Genomic DNA, 14,476 nt, shown 5'->3' with positions numbered 1-14,476 from the left:
TCGGTCGTGGGCTGCTTCAGAATCAGGTCGATCAGTTGGTAATGAACTTGGCGCTGACATACGGGGCGTAGTCCGGCAGCACGGCCTCGACCTTGCCCTGCTCTTTCAGGAAGGCCGCCGTATCGGTAATCGCCTGGGCGGTCGGCTTGCCCAGCACGGTGACCTGGTCGGCCGCCAGCGGGTAGACGTTGCCTTGCAACAGCAGCGGAATATCCGAAGCCTTGGCGCCCGAGAGTTTCACCAGCTTGTCGACGTTGCCCTTGTCAGCCAGCCAGGCCTGCGGGTCCTTGCGATATTGCGCATAGGCATCCAGCGTCACCTTGGCGAACGCCTTGACGATTTCCGGGTGCTTCTCGGCGAAATCCTTGCGCACGATCCAGGCGTCGAAGGTCGGCGCGCCGAACTTGGCCAGCTCGCCGGAAGTGATCAGCACCTTGCCGTTTTCCTTGGCGACACCCAGGGCCGGGTCCCAGACGTAGGTGGCGTCGATATCACCGCGCTTCCAGGCCGCGATGATGGCCGGCGGCGCGAGGTTGAGAATCTGTACTTTCGACGGGTCGATATTCCAGTGCTTCAGCGCGGCCAGCAGGCTGTAGTGTCCGGTGGAGACAAAAGGCACGGCGACTTTCTTGCCGATCAGATCCTGAGGCGAATTGATCCCGGAACCGTCACGGGCCACCAGCGCCTCGGCGGCGCCGATCTGGGTGGCGATCAGGAAGGTCTCGACCGGCACCTTGCGGGTGATGGCCGCCGTCAGCGGGCTGGAACCGAGGTAGCCGATCTGCACGTCGCCCGAGGCGATGGCGGCAATGATGTCGGCACCATTATCGAATTTTCGCCAGTCGATCTTGGCGTGGGTGGCTTTTTCATAAGAGCCGTCGGCCTGGGCGACTTTCGCCGGGTCAACGGTGGTCTGGTAGGCCACGGTGACGTCGGCAGCCTGCGCAAACAAGCTCGCCCCGGCCAGGGACAACGCCGCCAGGAGGCGGAGTGGGGAATGCAGTTTCATGGGAGAAGCTCCTCAACGAGTGGCCGGGAGTCGGCGTGTCGAGAAGACTAAATGATCTAAGAATCTTAAAATAAATAACTTATTTGCATTAGCTTATGAGGGGAAATACAGGGGCAAATCCACGCGAAACGAGGGCCCGCGCCTGATCCCCGATACAATCGAATCGGCAATAGTGCATTTCATGGTCTAGGGTTATCGGTTCGTCTTATCGGTCATGAGTTGAACCGAACGTCGGAATATGACAGCCGCATGGCAATCTTCATCTGACAAACACTGTAATAAATTGACGGGAGTGGCAGCGTTTAGCCATGATTGCGTCGCCTTTTTGATCGCCAGTGACGTACGGAGGCCTTTCCTCACGTCAAGGGTTCTAAAAAAGAGGCAGAAAATACTTTTCAGGAATGAGCCCAGCGGTCGATAAGAACCCCAGGCGACAGTGTTCGATGAAACACGATATTCCTGAATCGTCTGAAAAAGGACGAAACAATTCTTTTTGGGTTTATGGCAAAGCCATTACCCTGCAAGGACCAAACAACAGCGGTTAGACCAAAGTCGTAGACATGGCTTGTTACGATTGACTTGCCAGTCACGATCTGGCGCTAATCGCGCAATCTGTGGCGCAAAAGGGGCGTAGATCCCGAGCCTAGACCTACAAAAATTAGAAATGAGAGGAGCAAGACCAATGAAGAAGTCCACTTTGGCCCTGGCTGTGGCCGTAGGGGTTCTGGCGCAGCAGGCAAGCGCCGCAGGTTTTATCGAAGACAGCAAGGCCACTCTGGGTCTGCGTAACTACTACATCAACACTGACAACCGTGATTCCGACGCTGGCACCGCCAAGGTCAAGGCCACCGGCGTTCAGAGCAAGAACGAAGAATGGGGCCAAGGCTTCGACCTGCGCTTCATCTCCGGCTACACCCAAGGTACCGTCGGCTTCGGTATCGATGCCATCGGCCTGTTGGGCGTACGCCTGGACTCCGGTCGCGGCACCAACGGCGCGACCTCGACTTCCTACGGCGGCACCGTGTTCCCGAGCGAGTCGAACGGCAAAGCCGTCAACGACTTCTCCAGCCTGGGCCTGACCGGCAAGGTCAAGGTTTCGCAGACCGAACTGAAGATCGGTACCCTGCAACCCAACAACCCGGTCATCAAGTACAACGATGGTCGTCTGCTGCCACAAACCTTCCAGGGCGGCCAGATCACCTCGAACGAAATCAAGGACCTGACCCTGACTGCCGGTCAGATCGAGCACGCCAAGGGTCGTAACTCCAGCAACACCGAAGGCCTGTCCATTGCCGGTGCGAACAGCCCGACTGCAACTGGTCGCCGCAGCAACAAGTTCTACTACGGCGGTGCCGACTACAAGATCACCAAGGATCTGGTCGCTTCGTACTACTACGGTGAGCTGAAAGATTTCTACTCGCAGAACTTCCTGGGCCTGGTACACAACTGGTCCATCGGTCCTGGCGTGCTGAAAAGCGACCTGCGCTACTACCGCAGCCGCGACAACGGCGCGAACGGCGACACCTCGGCGTACTTCACCAGCGGCTACTACGACGACAAGAGCTTTGCCACTAACACCAAGGGCAAAGTCGACAACGATCTGTACAGCTACCTGGCCCTGTACTCGGTTGAAGGCCACACCTTCGGTGCCGGTTACCAGTACAGCAAGGGCGACAGCGATTTCCCTTGGCTGAACCAGGGTGACGGTTCGTCGAACAGCACCATCACCGACATGCAGATCCAGAAGTTCGCCCGTGCCGGCGAGCGTACCTGGCAAGCTCGCTACGCTTATGACTTCGCCAAGGTCGGTGTACCTGGCCTGACCGCCGGTATCATCTACCTGCGCGGCAACAACATCGACACCGCAGGTAACGTCGGCGCCGCTCAAACCCGTACCCTGGGCACCGGTGGCACCGAGTGGGAACGCGACCTGACCCTGGCTTACGTGGTACCGCAAGGCACCTTCAAGAACCTGGGTTTCGCCTGGAAAAACGCCATGTGGCGTAACGACATTCCAGGTCAGCGCGACCAGGACGAAAACCGCCTGATCGTCAGCTACTCGATCCCGCTGCTGTAAGCGCGTGATCGTCTAGATCCAAGATCCACACTCAGCCCGGCGCAATGCCGGGCTGAGTGCTTCACGTCTTGCATACAACTACCTTTTCAGCTTCGGCCTTCACGCCATCCAGCAACATCCCGGCGTTCGGCACTCCACTGATTTACATCCCCTTAGCCCTCTCACAAGCTGTGGATAAGAGTGCTCCTGCGCGTGCCCGGCGTCCAATGAAGATCTTTTTAATATTTCCTAATCTTCTAAACAAATCGATATTTATTCTTTTTAAATAAATTCACCAGCAGGCACAGTAAGGCCATCAGACCTTCACCCAAGGAGCAGCACATGAGCCTCAGACTCGGCGACATCGCCCCCGACTTCGAACAGGATTCCAGCGCCGGCAGGATTCGTTTCCACGAGTGGCTCGGCGACAGCTGGGGCGTGCTGTTTTCCCACCCGGCGGACTTCACTCCGGTGTGCACCACCGAGCTGGGCTTCACCGCCAAGCTCAAGGACGAATTCGCCCAGCGTGGGGTCAAGGCCATCGCCCTGTCCGTGGACCCGGTGGACTCGCACCACAAGTGGATCGAAGACATCAACGAGACCCAGAACACTGTCGTCAATTTCCCGATCCTGGCCGATGCCGACCGCAAGGTTTCGGACCTGTATGACCTGATCCACCCGAATGCCAACGACACCCTCACCGTCCGCTCGCTGTTCGTGATCGATCCGAACAAGAAGATCCGGTTGACCATCACCTACCCGGCGAGCACCGGGCGCAATTTCCACGAGATCCTGCGGGTGATCGACTCGTTGCAGCTGACCGACAACTACAAGGTCGCCACGCCCGCCAACTGGCAGGACGGCGACGAAGTGGTGATCGTGCCGTCCCTCAAGGACGAAGACGAAATCAAGAAACGCTTCCCGAAAGGCTATCGCGCGGTAAAACCCTACCTGCGCCTGACGCCGCAGCCCAACCGCTGAAAGGCCCGCCGAGGGGCTTGATCGTTCCCATGCTCCGCGTGGGAATGCCTCCCTGGACGCTCCGCGTCCCGCTCTGGCAGCTCTTACCGAATCACAAAGCAGGGGTTTTAAGGCCGTTTCGACGGCCTATTTTTTTGCCCGGAATAATCTTGACCTCATATGCATTTAAAGAATAAACAAATGAATAAATAAGATTTATGGATATATAAATTGACTGGTAAGGTCTGTCCAACTTCAGCGAGATCGCACGCCGCGAATCGCCGCCATACGTTTGAGGAAAGACCTTCATGCTGGTCGTGACACTCGGAGGAAGCCCCAGCCAGCGATCGCGCTCCGGGGTATTGCTGGACTACGCCAAACGCTGGCTCAACCAGCAGGGCATCGAAGTCGTGAGTTACCAGATCCGCGACTTCAACGCCGAAGACCTGCTCCATGCACGCTTTGGCAGCCCGCAGATCGTCGACCTGCTGCAACAGATTGAAAACGCCGATGGCCTGGTGATCGCCACGCCGGTGTACAAGGCCTCGTTCTCCGGCGCCTTGAAGACCCTGCTCGACCTGCTGCCCGAGCGCGCCCTGAGCCACAAGGTGGTGCTGCCCATGGCCACCGGCGGCAGCATCGCCCACATGCTCGCCGTGGACTATGCGCTCAAGCCGGTCCTGGCGGCGTTGAAGGCGCAGGAAATGCTCCACGGTATTTTTGCCGAGGACAGCCAGATCGCCTATGGCGAAGGCAGCGCCCAAGCGCAACTGGTGCCGGTCCTGGAACAACGCCTGAGCGAGGCCCTGGAGCAGTTCCACAGCGCCCTGGCGCGCCGTCCCAAGCCCCTGGACCCGACACTGCTGAATGATCGCCTGCTGAGTGCTCGCTGGAGCATCTAGGCCGTTTCACCGACATTGATGTACTGGCCTTACTCGCCCGCCAACGGGCAAGCAGGTGCAGCCAAAACCCTCACTGCAAAAAGGAGAGCGCCATGCGCACTGTCATTTTGCGTCGCGGTCTGGTCGCTCTGTTTGCTGCGGCTGTCACCTTCGGCGCCATTACTCAAGCTCAGGCCGAGTCGATCCGGATCGGTTATCAGAAATACGGCACCCTGGTGCTGCTCAAGGCCAAGGGCACCCTGGAAAAACGCCTCGCCGCCCAGGGCGTCCAGGTGCAATGGACCGAGTTCCCCGGGGGCCCGCAACTGCTCGAAGGGCTGAACGTCGGCTCCATCGACTTCGGCGTCACCGGCGAAACCCCGCCGGTCTTCGCCCAGGCCGCTGGTGCCGACCTGCTCTATGTCGCCTCGGAGCCGCCGGCGCCGACCAGCGAAGCGATCCTGGTACCCAAGGACTCGTCGATCAGATCGGTGCAGGAGCTCAAGGGCAAGAAAGTCGCCCTCAACAAAGGCTCCAACGTCCACTACCTGCTGGTCCGCGCCCTGGAAGACGCCGGCCTCAAGTACAGCGATATCGAGACCGTCTACCTGCCGCCGGCCGATGCCCGCGCCGCCTTCGAGCGTGGCAGCGTCGACGCCTGGGTGATCTGGGACCCGTACCAGGCCGCCGCCGAACAACAGCTCAAGGCCCGCACCCTGCGTAACGGCACCGGCCTGGTGGACAACAACCAGTTCTACCTGGCGACCAAGCCCTACGCAGAGAAACACCCGCAAGTGATCAAGACCCTGGTGGAGGAAGTCCGCGCCGTCGGCGACTGGTCCAAGGCCAATCCCGAGGAAGTCACCGCCCAGGTGGCGCCGCTGCTCGGCCTGCCCGCCGACATCACCCTGATCTCGGTGAAACGCCAGGGCTACGGCGCGCAGTTCCTCACGCCCGAAGTGATCGCCGCCCAACAGAAAATCGCCGACAGCTTCTACCAGCTCAAGCTGATTCCCAAGCCGCTGAGCATCAAGGACGTGATCTGGACACCACCGGCCGCCGTTGCCACCGCACCTTGAACCGTATTCCTTAGGAGACAACTCCATGAGCCTCAACATTTTCTGGTTCCTGCCTACCCACGGCGACGGCCATTACCTTGGCACCGCCGAAGGCGCTCGCGCCGTCGATCACGGTTATCTGCAGCAAGTGGCCCAGGCGGCCGACCGCCTCGGTTTCGGCGGCGTGCTGATCCCCACCGGACGTTCCTGCGAGGACTCCTGGCTGGTGGCCGCTTCGCTGATCCCGGTGACCCAGCGCCTGAAATTCCTCGTTGCCCTGCGCCCCGGGATCATTTCCCCGACGGTGGCGGCACGCCAGGCCGCGACCCTGGATCGACTGTCCGGCGGCCGCGCACTGTTCAACCTGGTGACCGGCGGCGACCCGGACGAACTGGCCGGTGACGGTCTGTTCCTCAGTCACGAGGAGCGTTATCAGGCCTCGGTGGAGTTCACCCGTATCTGGCGTCGTGTGCTGGAAGGCGAGACCGTCGACTACGATGGCCAGCACATCAGCGTCAAAGGCGCCAAGCTGCTCTATCCGCCGATCCAGCAACCGCGCCCGCCGCTGTACTTCGGCGGCTCCTCGGAAGCCGCCCAGGACCTCGCCGCCGAACAGGTGGAAATGGTCCTGACCTGGGGCGAACCGCCGGCCGCCGTCGCCGAGAAGATCGAACAGGTCCGGGCCAAGGCCGCCAAGCTCGGGCGCACCGTGCGCTTCGGCATCCGCCTGCATGTGATCGTTCGCGAAACCAATGCCGAAGCCTGGCAGGCCGCCGACAAACTCATTTCGCACCTGGACGACGAAACCATCGCCCGTGCGCAGAAATCCCTGGCGCGCTTCGACTCCGTCGGCCAGCAACGCATGGCCGCGCTGCACGGTGGCAGCCGCGACAACCTGGAAGTCAGCCCGAACCTCTGGGCCGGTGTCGGCCTGGTGCGTGGCGGTGCCGGTACCGCGCTGGTCGGCGACGGTCCGACCGTGGCGGCACGGGTCAGGGAATACGCGGACCTGGGCATCGACACCTTCATCTTCTCCGGTTATCCCCACCTGGAAGAGTCGTACCGGGTTGCCGAGCTGCTGTTCCCGCACCTGGATATCGAACGCCCGGAACTGCCGAAAAGCGCCGGCTACGTCAGCCCTTTCGGTGAGATGGTCGCCAACGACATCCTGCCCAAAGCAGCGTCCCAGAGCTGAGGCCGCGCCATGACGACCCTGACCAAAATCACCCACAGACTTGCGCCCTGGGCCCTGCCGGTACTGTTGCTGGCAGTGTGGCAACTGTCGGTCTCGGCCGGCTGGCTGTCGACCCGGATCCTGCCCGCGCCAAGCGCCGTGATCGAAGCCGGCGTTGCCCTGGTGCAGAGCGGCGATATCTGGAAACACCTGGCCATCAGTGGCTGGCGCGCCGGCATCGGCTTTGCCATCGGCGGCGGCATCGGCCTGGCCCTGGGCTTTATCACCGGCCTGTCGAAATGGGGTGAGCGCCTGCTCGACAGCTCGGTACAGATGATCCGCAACGTGCCGCATCTGGCGTTGATCCCGCTGGTGATCCTGTGGTTCGGCATCGACGAGTCGGCGAAGATTTTCCTGGTGGCCCTGGGCACCCTGTTCCCGATCTACCTCAACACCTACCACGGCATCCGCAACGTCGATCCGGCCCTGGTGGAAATGGCCCGCAGCTACGGCCTGTCCGGCTTCGGCCTGTTCCGCCAGGTGATCCTGCCGGGCGCGCTGCCGTCGATCCTGGTGGGCGTGCGCTTCGCCCTGGGCTTCATGTGGCTGACGCTGATCGTCGCCGAAACCATCTCGGCCAGCTCCGGTATCGGCTACCTGGCGATGAACGCCCGGGAGTTCCTGCAAACCGACGTGGTGGTCCTGGCCATCGTGCTCTACGCCGTGCTCGGCAAGCTGGCCGACCTGGCGGCGCGCGGCCTGGAACGCGTCTGGTTGCGCTGGCACCCGGCGTACCAGGTGGCCAAGGGAGGTGCGGCATGACTGCTCAACAACCGCCACGCCTGCTGCGCGGTATTCCGCTGGCGGTGCGCAAGCTGCAAAAGACCTTCGGTGAGCGCCAGGTACTGCGCGAGATCGACCTGCATATTCCGGCCGGGCAGTTTGTCGCCGTGGTCGGTCGCAGCGGCTGCGGCAAGAGCACCCTGCTGCGCTTGCTGGCCGGTCTCGACCAACCCACCGGCGGCGAGTTGCTCGCCGGTTCCGCGGCGCTGAGCGAAGCCCGCGAGGACACCCGGCTGATGTTCCAGGAGGCGCGCCTGCTGCCCTGGAAAAAAGTCATCGACAACGTCGGCCTCGGCCTCAAGGGCGACTGGCGGCCACAGGCCCTGCAAGCCCTGGAAGCGGTCGGCCTGGCGGACCGCGCCCATGAATGGCCGGCGGCCTTGTCCGGTGGTCAGAAGCAGCGCGTGGCCCTGGCCCGCGCCCTGATTCACCAACCTCGCCTGCTGCTGCTCGACGAACCGCTGGGGGCGCTGGATGCCCTGACCCGGATCGAAATGCAGCAACTGATCGAGCGTCTCTGGCAGCAGCATGGTTTCACCGTGTTGCTGGTGACCCACGACGTCAGCGAAGCCGTGGCCATCGCCGATCGGGTGATCCTGATCGAAGACGGCGAGATCGGCCTCGACCTCCACGTCGAACTGCCGCGCCCTCGGGTGCGGGGCTCCCATCGCCTGGCGGCGCTGGAGACCGAAGTGTTGAACCGGGTGCTGTCGCTGCCTGGCGTACCGCCCGAGCCGGAACCTGTTTCACCCTTGCCCACGCAGTTGCGTTGGGCGCTGTAATCCATGCCTTGCCTACTCAATCAATGACAGGAATCAACGCCATGACCATCAAAGCCATCAACGTTCGCAACCAGTTCAAGGGCACCATCAAGGAAATCGTCACCGGCGACGTGCTGTCGGAAATCGACGTCCAGACCGCTTCGGGGATCGTCACCTCGGTGATCACCACCCGTTCGGTAAAGGAACTGGAACTGCAGATCGGCAGCGAAGTGATCGCCTTCGTGAAATCCACCGAGGTGTCCATCGCCAAGCTGTAAGGCGATGGCGACACACGACCCCGGAGGGCCTGGCCCTTCGGGGTTTTCTTATCTGCGCAGGGCGAAACCCCCTGTAGGAGCTGGCTTGCCAGCGATGGGGCCAGTGAATCTTGTATCGACCTGTCGGACGCCATCGCCGGCAAGCCGGCTCCTACAAGGGAAGGTGTCGGACACAGGATCTGCGTATGGCGCAAACCCCTGTAGGAGCTGGCTTGCCAGCGATGAGGCCAGTGAGTCTTGCATCGATCTGCCGGGCGCCATCGCCGGCAAGCCGGCTCCTACAGTGTGCGGTGTTCACCGTGACGTGAACGATGACACGCAAAAACATGCAGCAATCGAGTCCCGGCCAACACCTCATCAATCCCCGCCTCAAACGGCAGTAACGCGATAAGCGCAGCGCCGTGCCCCCAGCAGGATGTGCTCGACCCGCTCGACCCTGGCCCGCAGCACCTGCTCGAACACTTGCAATTCGGCCCGGCAGAAGCCCTGGCAGGCCGTGGCCGCCGCGCAGATCGGGCAATGGTTTTCCACCAGCACCAGGGCACCATCGGGCTGCTCGCTGTACTCGGCCATGTAGCCCTCGCGCACCCGCAACGCCACCAGGCGTTCGACGCGTGCCTTGAGGTCCGGGGCGCCATCCATCTCGCGCTGGTACAGCGCCAGGGTCTGCTGCTCGCGAACTCCGATCAGGCGCTCGATGGCTTCCTCGCCGAACGTTTCGCGCACGGTCTGCAGCAACTGCACCGTCAGTTCCGAATGAGTATCGGGAAACCGTGCATGGCCGGCCGCCGTCAGTTGCCAGACCTGGGTCGGCCGCCCCACGCCACGGGCTTCGGAACGCGCTTCCACCAGCCCGCTCGCCGCCAGCTTCACACACTGTTGCCGCACCGCCTCGCCCGTGGTGCCGAGGATCGCCCCCGCCTCGCCGGCCAACTGCGGCCCACGGGTCTTGAGCAGGTGCAACAGGCGATCCGCCGGAGACGCCGCCGAGTATTCCAAGTCATTTCTTGACAAACCAAGTCGCCTCGCCACAATATTCAAAGCATCTACTTGGCAAATTAACTCAAGCGTGACGCCGACGCAATTCGCCGACTTCCGTGCGGCGACGGCATTCACAGGGAACCGTCCATGCACACCCAGGAAAGCAGTTGGGGAGAACTCCTCTCCGGCAAGAACGCCGCCCGCTCCATCGCCCTTTCCGGCGGTATCGCGCTGTATGCGACCAACACTTACATCGCCACCACCATCCTGCCGTCGGTGGTCACGGAAATCGGTGGCCTGGGGCTCTACGCCTGGAACACCACACTGTACGTGGTCGCCTCGATCCTCGGCTCGGCCCTGACCGCCAAGCTCCTGCGCAGCACCGGGCCGCGCCTGGCCTACGCCACGGCGGCGCTGGTGTTCATGCTCGGCGGGCTGATCTGTGCCCTGGCGCCGAGCATGCCGGTGATGCTCGCGGGCCGGGCGATACAGGGCCTGGGCGGCGGCCTGCTGCTCGCCCTGTGCTACTCGATGATCCAGCTGATTTTCGAAGAACGCCTCTGGCCCCGGGCAATGGCGCTGATCTCCGGGATGTGGGGCGTGGCGACGCTGGTCGGGCCGGCCGTGGGCGGAGTGTTCGCGCAAATGGACGCCTGGCGTTTCGCCTTCGGTTCGATGGTGCCCGTGTGCCTGGCGTACATCGTGCTCACCAGCAACGTGCTGCCCCGGCGCGAGGCCAGCCGCCCGGCTCCCGTGCGTCTGCCCATGCCGCAGTTGACCCTGCTGGCCGCCGCCGTGCTGGCGGTCTGTGCCGGCAGCGTCTCGACGCTGCCGGGTTGGAACCTGCTGGGTATCGTCGCCTGCATGATCCTGGTGGCCGTGCTGATCCGCGTTGAATCCACCGCCGAGATCCGCCTGCTGCCCGAAGGGGCGTTTCATCTCGGGACACCGCTCTGCGCGCTCTACGCCACCACCAGCCTGCTGGTGATCGGCATGAGCAGCGATATTTTCATGCCCTACTTCCTGCAGCACCTGCACGGCCAGTCGCCCTTGATTGCCGGCTACATGACCGCGCTGATGGCGGCGGGCTGGACCGTGGCGGAAATCGGCAGTTCCGGCTGGACCGGGCGCAATGTGCAGCGGGCGATCATCAGCGGACCGGTGATTGTTCTCGCCGGCCTTGTGATCCTGGCATTGACCACCCCCCTGATCGACCTGGGCAACTGGACATTGCTGGCGGCGATCTGCCTTGGACTGACCCTGGTCGGTTTCGGCATCGGCGTGGGTTGGCCACACCTGCTGACCCGCCTGCTGCAGATGGCCTCGGCGCAGGACCAGGACGCCGCGGCCTCGTCGATCACCACCGTGCAACTGTTCGCCATGGCGCTCGGCGCGGCGCTGGCGGGGGTGATCGCCAATATGGCCGGTATCAACGAGGTGACGGGCACAGAAGGCACTGCCAGTGCGGCGCGCTGGTTGTTCGCCGTATTCACCCTGGCGCCGCTGCTGGCGATCGTGACGGCGGTACGCTCAACCCGCGGCCGACCCGCAGAGGCGGCGCCTGGAAACGAGGCGGCACAAACCCTGTAGCAGCCCGGCCTGCTGGCGGAGAGGCCCGCCAGTCTTGCGCTGCTCATACGGACGCCATCGCCAGCAAGCCGGCTCCTACAAGGAACGGTGTCGGACACAGGATCTGCGCATGGCGCAAACCCTGTGGGAGCTGGCTTGCCAGCGATGGGGCCAGTGAGTCTTGCATCGATCTGCCGAACGTCATCGCCGGCAAGCCGGCTCCCACAAGGGAAGGTGTCAGGCCTTGCGCCACACGCTCGCCAACCACGGCTGCTGCTCACGCGGCAGGCCGGTGGGGCGATAGTAGTGTTCCAGTTCGACAAAACCCGCCGCCGTCAGCAGTTCGCGCCAGGCCTCCAGGTCGTGGTAAGAACCATAGCGCTCGCCGTTCCAGCCCTCCTGGTTGTCCCCGCGCGGATTGGAGCTGAACAGCACGCCGCCCAGTTTCAGCGTGGCATGCAGCTGCCCGAGCACCCGCGGTAGTTCCTGGCGCGGGATATGGAACAGCACGGCGTTGGCGAAGATCCCGTCGAAGCGTTCCGACGGCAGTTCGAGTTCGAGGAAATTCTGTTGCAGCACTTCGCACCCGCTGTCGTCGCGGGCCATCTGCGCAAAGCGCTCGGAGCCGTCGAGACCAACGGCGACGTGGCCCATGCGGGTAAATGTCTGCAGGTCCCGCCCGGGACCGCAGCCGAAGTCCAGCACGGTAAACGGCGCCGTGCCCTGGATATGCCGCAGCAGCGCGTCGATGTTCTGGCTCACATCGTGGTCGCGGGTGCCTTCGCGGAAACCCTCGGCACTGCGGTTGTAGTGACCGAGGGTGGTGGAAGCGATCTGTTCGAGGTCGTTGGGGCCGAGGGTTTTCATCGCAGGTCTGCGTTTTGGGGGGGGATGACGCGAATATATCACCAGGCGGGTTTTGCTGTGGCTGCAAAGGCCCCTTCGCGGGCAAGCCCGCTCCCACAAGAGACCGGGGTGAACCCAAAACCTGTGGGAGCGGCCCCTTCGCAGGCAGGCCCGCTCCCACAAGGGACCGAGGTGAACCCAAAATCTGTGGGAACGCCTCTTCGTGGGCCGGCCCACTCCCACAAGGCACCGGGTGAGCGCAAAACCTGTGGGAGCGGGCTTGCCCGCGAAGGGGTCGCCACTCTCAGCGCTTGTTCAGCACCCGCGCCAGGCGATCGCCACCGAGCTGGATCACCGCCACCAGAATCACCAGCAATACGATCACCGTCAGCATCACCTGGCTGTCGAAGCGCTGGTAGCCATAGCGATAGGCGATGTCTCCCAACCCGCCCGCGCCGATGGCACCGGCCATGGCCGAGGAGTTGATCATGGTCACCAGGGTGATGGTGAAGCCGCCGACAATCCCCGGCAACGCTTCGGGCAACAGCACATGCCAGACGATATGCCAGCGCCGGCAACCCATGGCCTGGGCCGCTTCGATCAGGCCGTGATCGACCTCGCGCAGGCTCACCTCGGCGATCCGCGCGAAGAACGGCGTGGCGGCGATGGTCAGCGGCACCACGGCGGCCCAGACGCCGTAGGTGGTACCGACGATCAACCGGGTAAAGGGAATCAGGGCGACCATCAGGATCAGGAACGGAATCGAACGGAACAGGTTTACGAACGCCCCCAGTGTCCGATTCAGCGCCGGCGCTTCATAGATACCGCCCTTGTGGCTAGTGACCAGGATCACCGCCAGCGGAATGCCCAGCAGCAAGGCGATCAGCGAGGACACGCCGACCATCAGGAACGTGTCGATCACCCCCTGCCACAACCGATCAAGCCACATAACCCAGTACCTCCACCTGTTGTGCCCACCGGGCCGCGCGTTGCCGCAGTTCCTCGGCGCCCAGCGAGGACGCGGTCACCGCCAGCAGCAATTGACCCAGGGCATGCCCCTGGATGCGTTCGACACCGCCCTGCAGCAGGCGCACCCTTCCGCCCAGGGCGTTGAACAGGGCCGCCAGGTCCGGTTCGTCGGTGGCGCTGCCGGTGAACCGCAGGCGCAGCACCACTGCCGCCGAGGGCGATGGCGGATCGGCCTGCAGGCGCCCTTGCAGCTCTTCGGGCAACCCATGTTGCAAGGGCGCGAGCAAGGTCTGGCTGACCTCATGCTGCGGATTGCCGAACACCTGCCAGACCGGCCCCTGCTCGACGACCCGACCATGCTCCAGCACCACCACGCGGTCGCAGATATCGCGGATCACCGCCATCTCGTGAGTGATCAGGACGATGGTCAGGCCCAACCGCCGGTTGATCTCGCGCAGCAGGCCGAGGATCGACTGCGTGGTCTCCGGGTCCAGCGCCGAGGTCGCTTCGTCACACAGCAGGATCGCCGGATCGTGAACCAGCGCCCGGGCAATCCCGACCCGCTGTTTCTGGCCACCGGACAACTGCGCCGGATAGGCCTTGTGCTTGTCCCGCAGGCCCACCAGCTCCAGCAGTTCACGGACCTTCTGCTCGCGTTGCAGCTTCGGCACGCCGGCCACTTTCAATGGCAGCTCGACGTTCTGCCAGACGGTCTTGGCCGACATCAGGTTGAAGTGCTGGAAGATCATGCCGATGCGCCGGCGCAGTTCCACCAGGCGGTCTTCATCGAACTCACCGATATCCACCTGGTCGATCAGCACCCGCCCGGAACTCGGTTGCTCCAGGCGGTTGATGGTACGGATCAACGAGGACTTGCCGGCACCGCTGCGACCGATGATGCCGAACACTTCGCCACGCTGGATCGCCAGGTCGATGCCCTGCAAGGCGTGCACCGGCCCCTGGCTGCCTTCGTAGGTCTTGCCCACGCCGATAAAACGCACATGGGCGCGATTGAGTCCGGGGTGCAGCTCGGTCTGCTCGGCCTCGCTTTGCGCCGCGTGCGGCGGACGCTGAAGATTGGCGACACTCAT

At 63.0% G+C, this 14,476-nt stretch carries 14 protein-coding genes; 9 read left to right on the top strand and 5 right to left on the bottom strand.

What is annotated here, in order from left to right; genetic code table 11:
• Positions 1 to 31: 31 nt before the first annotated feature.
• Positions 32 to 1,009, bottom strand: a complete 978-nt coding sequence (gene tauA, locus KI243_RS01195; protein ID WP_017125340.1) for a taurine ABC transporter substrate-binding protein — start codon at positions 1,007 to 1,009, stop codon at positions 32 to 34.
• A 682-nt stretch (positions 1,010 to 1,691) separates the two neighbouring features.
• On the opposite strand from tauA, the gene KI243_RS01190 reads away from it, so the two are divergent.
• The 8 genes from KI243_RS01190 (at position 1,692) to KI243_RS01155 (ending at position 9,020) form a co-directional block, all read left to right on the top strand.
• Positions 1,692 to 3,086: an OprD family porin gene (locus tag KI243_RS01190; RefSeq protein WP_177083670.1), complete on the top strand. Its 1,395-nt coding sequence runs from the start codon at positions 1,692 to 1,694 to the stop codon at positions 3,084 to 3,086.
• A 321-nt stretch (positions 3,087 to 3,407) separates the two neighbouring features.
• Complete coding sequence (locus KI243_RS01185; RefSeq protein ID WP_017125341.1) at positions 3,408 to 4,046, top strand: peroxiredoxin; 639 nt, start codon at positions 3,408 to 3,410, stop codon at positions 4,044 to 4,046.
• A 287-nt stretch (positions 4,047 to 4,333) separates the two neighbouring features.
• A complete protein-coding gene (gene ssuE, locus KI243_RS01180) occupies positions 4,334 to 4,927 on the top strand; it encodes an NADPH-dependent FMN reductase (RefSeq protein WP_042935066.1) in 594 nt (197 codons plus the stop codon).
• A gap of 92 nt (positions 4,928 to 5,019) precedes the next feature.
• On the top strand, positions 5,020 to 5,985 hold the full coding sequence (locus KI243_RS01175) for a sulfonate ABC transporter substrate-binding protein (protein ID WP_212810361.1): 966 nt from the start codon (positions 5,020 to 5,022) through the stop codon (positions 5,983 to 5,985).
• 25 nt (positions 5,986 to 6,010) lie between these two features.
• On the top strand, positions 6,011 to 7,159 hold the full coding sequence (gene ssuD, locus KI243_RS01170) for an FMNH2-dependent alkanesulfonate monooxygenase (RefSeq protein WP_017125344.1): 1,149 nt from the start codon (positions 6,011 to 6,013) through the stop codon (positions 7,157 to 7,159).
• Positions 7,160 to 7,168: 9 nt separating this feature from the next.
• The gene (ssuC, locus tag KI243_RS01165; protein ID WP_017125345.1) at positions 7,169 to 7,960 is read left to right on the top strand and encodes an aliphatic sulfonate ABC transporter permease SsuC; all 792 of its coding nucleotides are present in this window, start codon (positions 7,169 to 7,171) and stop codon (positions 7,958 to 7,960) included.
• Complete coding sequence (ssuB, locus tag KI243_RS01160) at positions 7,957 to 8,763, top strand: aliphatic sulfonates ABC transporter ATP-binding protein (protein ID WP_177083674.1); 807 nt, start codon at positions 7,957 to 7,959, stop codon at positions 8,761 to 8,763. Before ssuC ends, ssuB begins: the two co-directional genes overlap by 4 nt.
• A gap of 41 nt (positions 8,764 to 8,804) precedes the next feature.
• Positions 8,805 to 9,020, top strand: a complete 216-nt coding sequence (locus KI243_RS01155) for a TOBE domain-containing protein (protein ID WP_017125347.1) — start codon at positions 8,805 to 8,807, stop codon at positions 9,018 to 9,020.
• 369 nt (positions 9,021 to 9,389) lie between these two features.
• Here KI243_RS01155 and KI243_RS01150 read toward each other — a convergent pair whose 3' ends face one another.
• The gene (locus tag KI243_RS01150) at positions 9,390 to 10,019 is read right to left on the bottom strand and encodes a metalloregulator ArsR/SmtB family transcription factor (protein WP_017125348.1); all 630 of its coding nucleotides are present in this window, start codon (positions 10,017 to 10,019) and stop codon (positions 9,390 to 9,392) included.
• A gap of 129 nt (positions 10,020 to 10,148) precedes the next feature.
• On the opposite strand from KI243_RS01150, the gene KI243_RS01145 reads away from it, so the two are divergent.
• The gene (locus KI243_RS01145) at positions 10,149 to 11,591 is read left to right on the top strand and encodes an MFS transporter (protein WP_212810360.1); all 1,443 of its coding nucleotides are present in this window, start codon (positions 10,149 to 10,151) and stop codon (positions 11,589 to 11,591) included.
• Positions 11,592 to 11,807: 216 nt separating this feature from the next.
• On the opposite strand, the gene KI243_RS01140 is transcribed toward KI243_RS01145, so the two are convergent.
• The 3 genes from KI243_RS01140 to KI243_RS01130 form a co-directional block, all read right to left on the bottom strand.
• The gene (locus KI243_RS01140) at positions 11,808 to 12,437 is read right to left on the bottom strand and encodes a class I SAM-dependent methyltransferase (RefSeq protein WP_017125350.1); all 630 of its coding nucleotides are present in this window, start codon (positions 12,435 to 12,437) and stop codon (positions 11,808 to 11,810) included.
• A 283-nt stretch (positions 12,438 to 12,720) separates the two neighbouring features.
• Positions 12,721 to 13,365, bottom strand: coding sequence for a methionine ABC transporter permease (locus KI243_RS01135; RefSeq protein WP_177083680.1), 645 nt, complete (start codon positions 13,363 to 13,365; stop codon positions 12,721 to 12,723).
• Positions 13,355 to 14,476, bottom strand: coding sequence for an ATP-binding cassette domain-containing protein (locus KI243_RS01130; RefSeq protein ID WP_212810359.1), 1,122 nt, complete (start codon positions 14,474 to 14,476; stop codon positions 13,355 to 13,357). Before KI243_RS01130 ends, KI243_RS01135 begins: the two co-directional genes overlap by 11 nt.

This window comes from Pseudomonas sp. Ost2 (assembly GCF_018326065.1).
GTDB lineage: Bacteria > Pseudomonadota > Gammaproteobacteria > Pseudomonadales > Pseudomonadaceae > Aquipseudomonas > Aquipseudomonas gingeri.
This window is presented reverse-complemented; position numbering and strand designations above follow the sequence as displayed.

Excerpts from the sequence above, each read along its gene's own strand:
- tauA (WP_017125340.1), bottom strand. The coding sequence starts at position 1,009 with ATGAAACTGCATTCCCCACTCCGCCTCCTGGCGGCGTTGTCCCTGGCC.
- KI243_RS01190 (WP_177083670.1), top strand. The coding sequence starts at position 1,692 with ATGAAGAAGTCCACTTTGGCCCTGGCTGTGGCCGTAGGGGTTCTGGCG.
- KI243_RS01185 (WP_017125341.1), top strand. The coding sequence starts at position 3,408 with ATGAGCCTCAGACTCGGCGACATCGCCCCCGACTTCGAACAGGATTCC.
- ssuE (WP_042935066.1), top strand. The coding sequence starts at position 4,334 with ATGCTGGTCGTGACACTCGGAGGAAGCCCCAGCCAGCGATCGCGCTCC.
- KI243_RS01175 (WP_212810361.1), top strand. The coding sequence starts at position 5,020 with ATGCGCACTGTCATTTTGCGTCGCGGTCTGGTCGCTCTGTTTGCTGCG.
- ssuD (WP_017125344.1), top strand. The coding sequence starts at position 6,011 with ATGAGCCTCAACATTTTCTGGTTCCTGCCTACCCACGGCGACGGCCAT.
- ssuC (WP_017125345.1), top strand. The coding sequence starts at position 7,169 with ATGACGACCCTGACCAAAATCACCCACAGACTTGCGCCCTGGGCCCTG.
- ssuB (WP_177083674.1), top strand. The coding sequence starts at position 7,957 with ATGACTGCTCAACAACCGCCACGCCTGCTGCGCGGTATTCCGCTGGCG.
- KI243_RS01155 (WP_017125347.1), top strand. The coding sequence starts at position 8,805 with ATGACCATCAAAGCCATCAACGTTCGCAACCAGTTCAAGGGCACCATC.
- KI243_RS01145 (WP_212810360.1), top strand. The coding sequence starts at position 10,149 with ATGCACACCCAGGAAAGCAGTTGGGGAGAACTCCTCTCCGGCAAGAAC.
- KI243_RS01140 (WP_017125350.1), bottom strand. The coding sequence starts at position 12,437 with ATGAAAACCCTCGGCCCCAACGACCTCGAACAGATCGCTTCCACCACC.
- KI243_RS01135 (WP_177083680.1), bottom strand. The coding sequence starts at position 13,365 with ATGTGGCTTGATCGGTTGTGGCAGGGGGTGATCGACACGTTCCTGATG.
- KI243_RS01130 (WP_212810359.1), bottom strand. The coding sequence starts at position 14,476 with ATGAGTGTCGCCAATCTTCAGCGTCCGCCGCACGCGGCGCAAAGCGAG.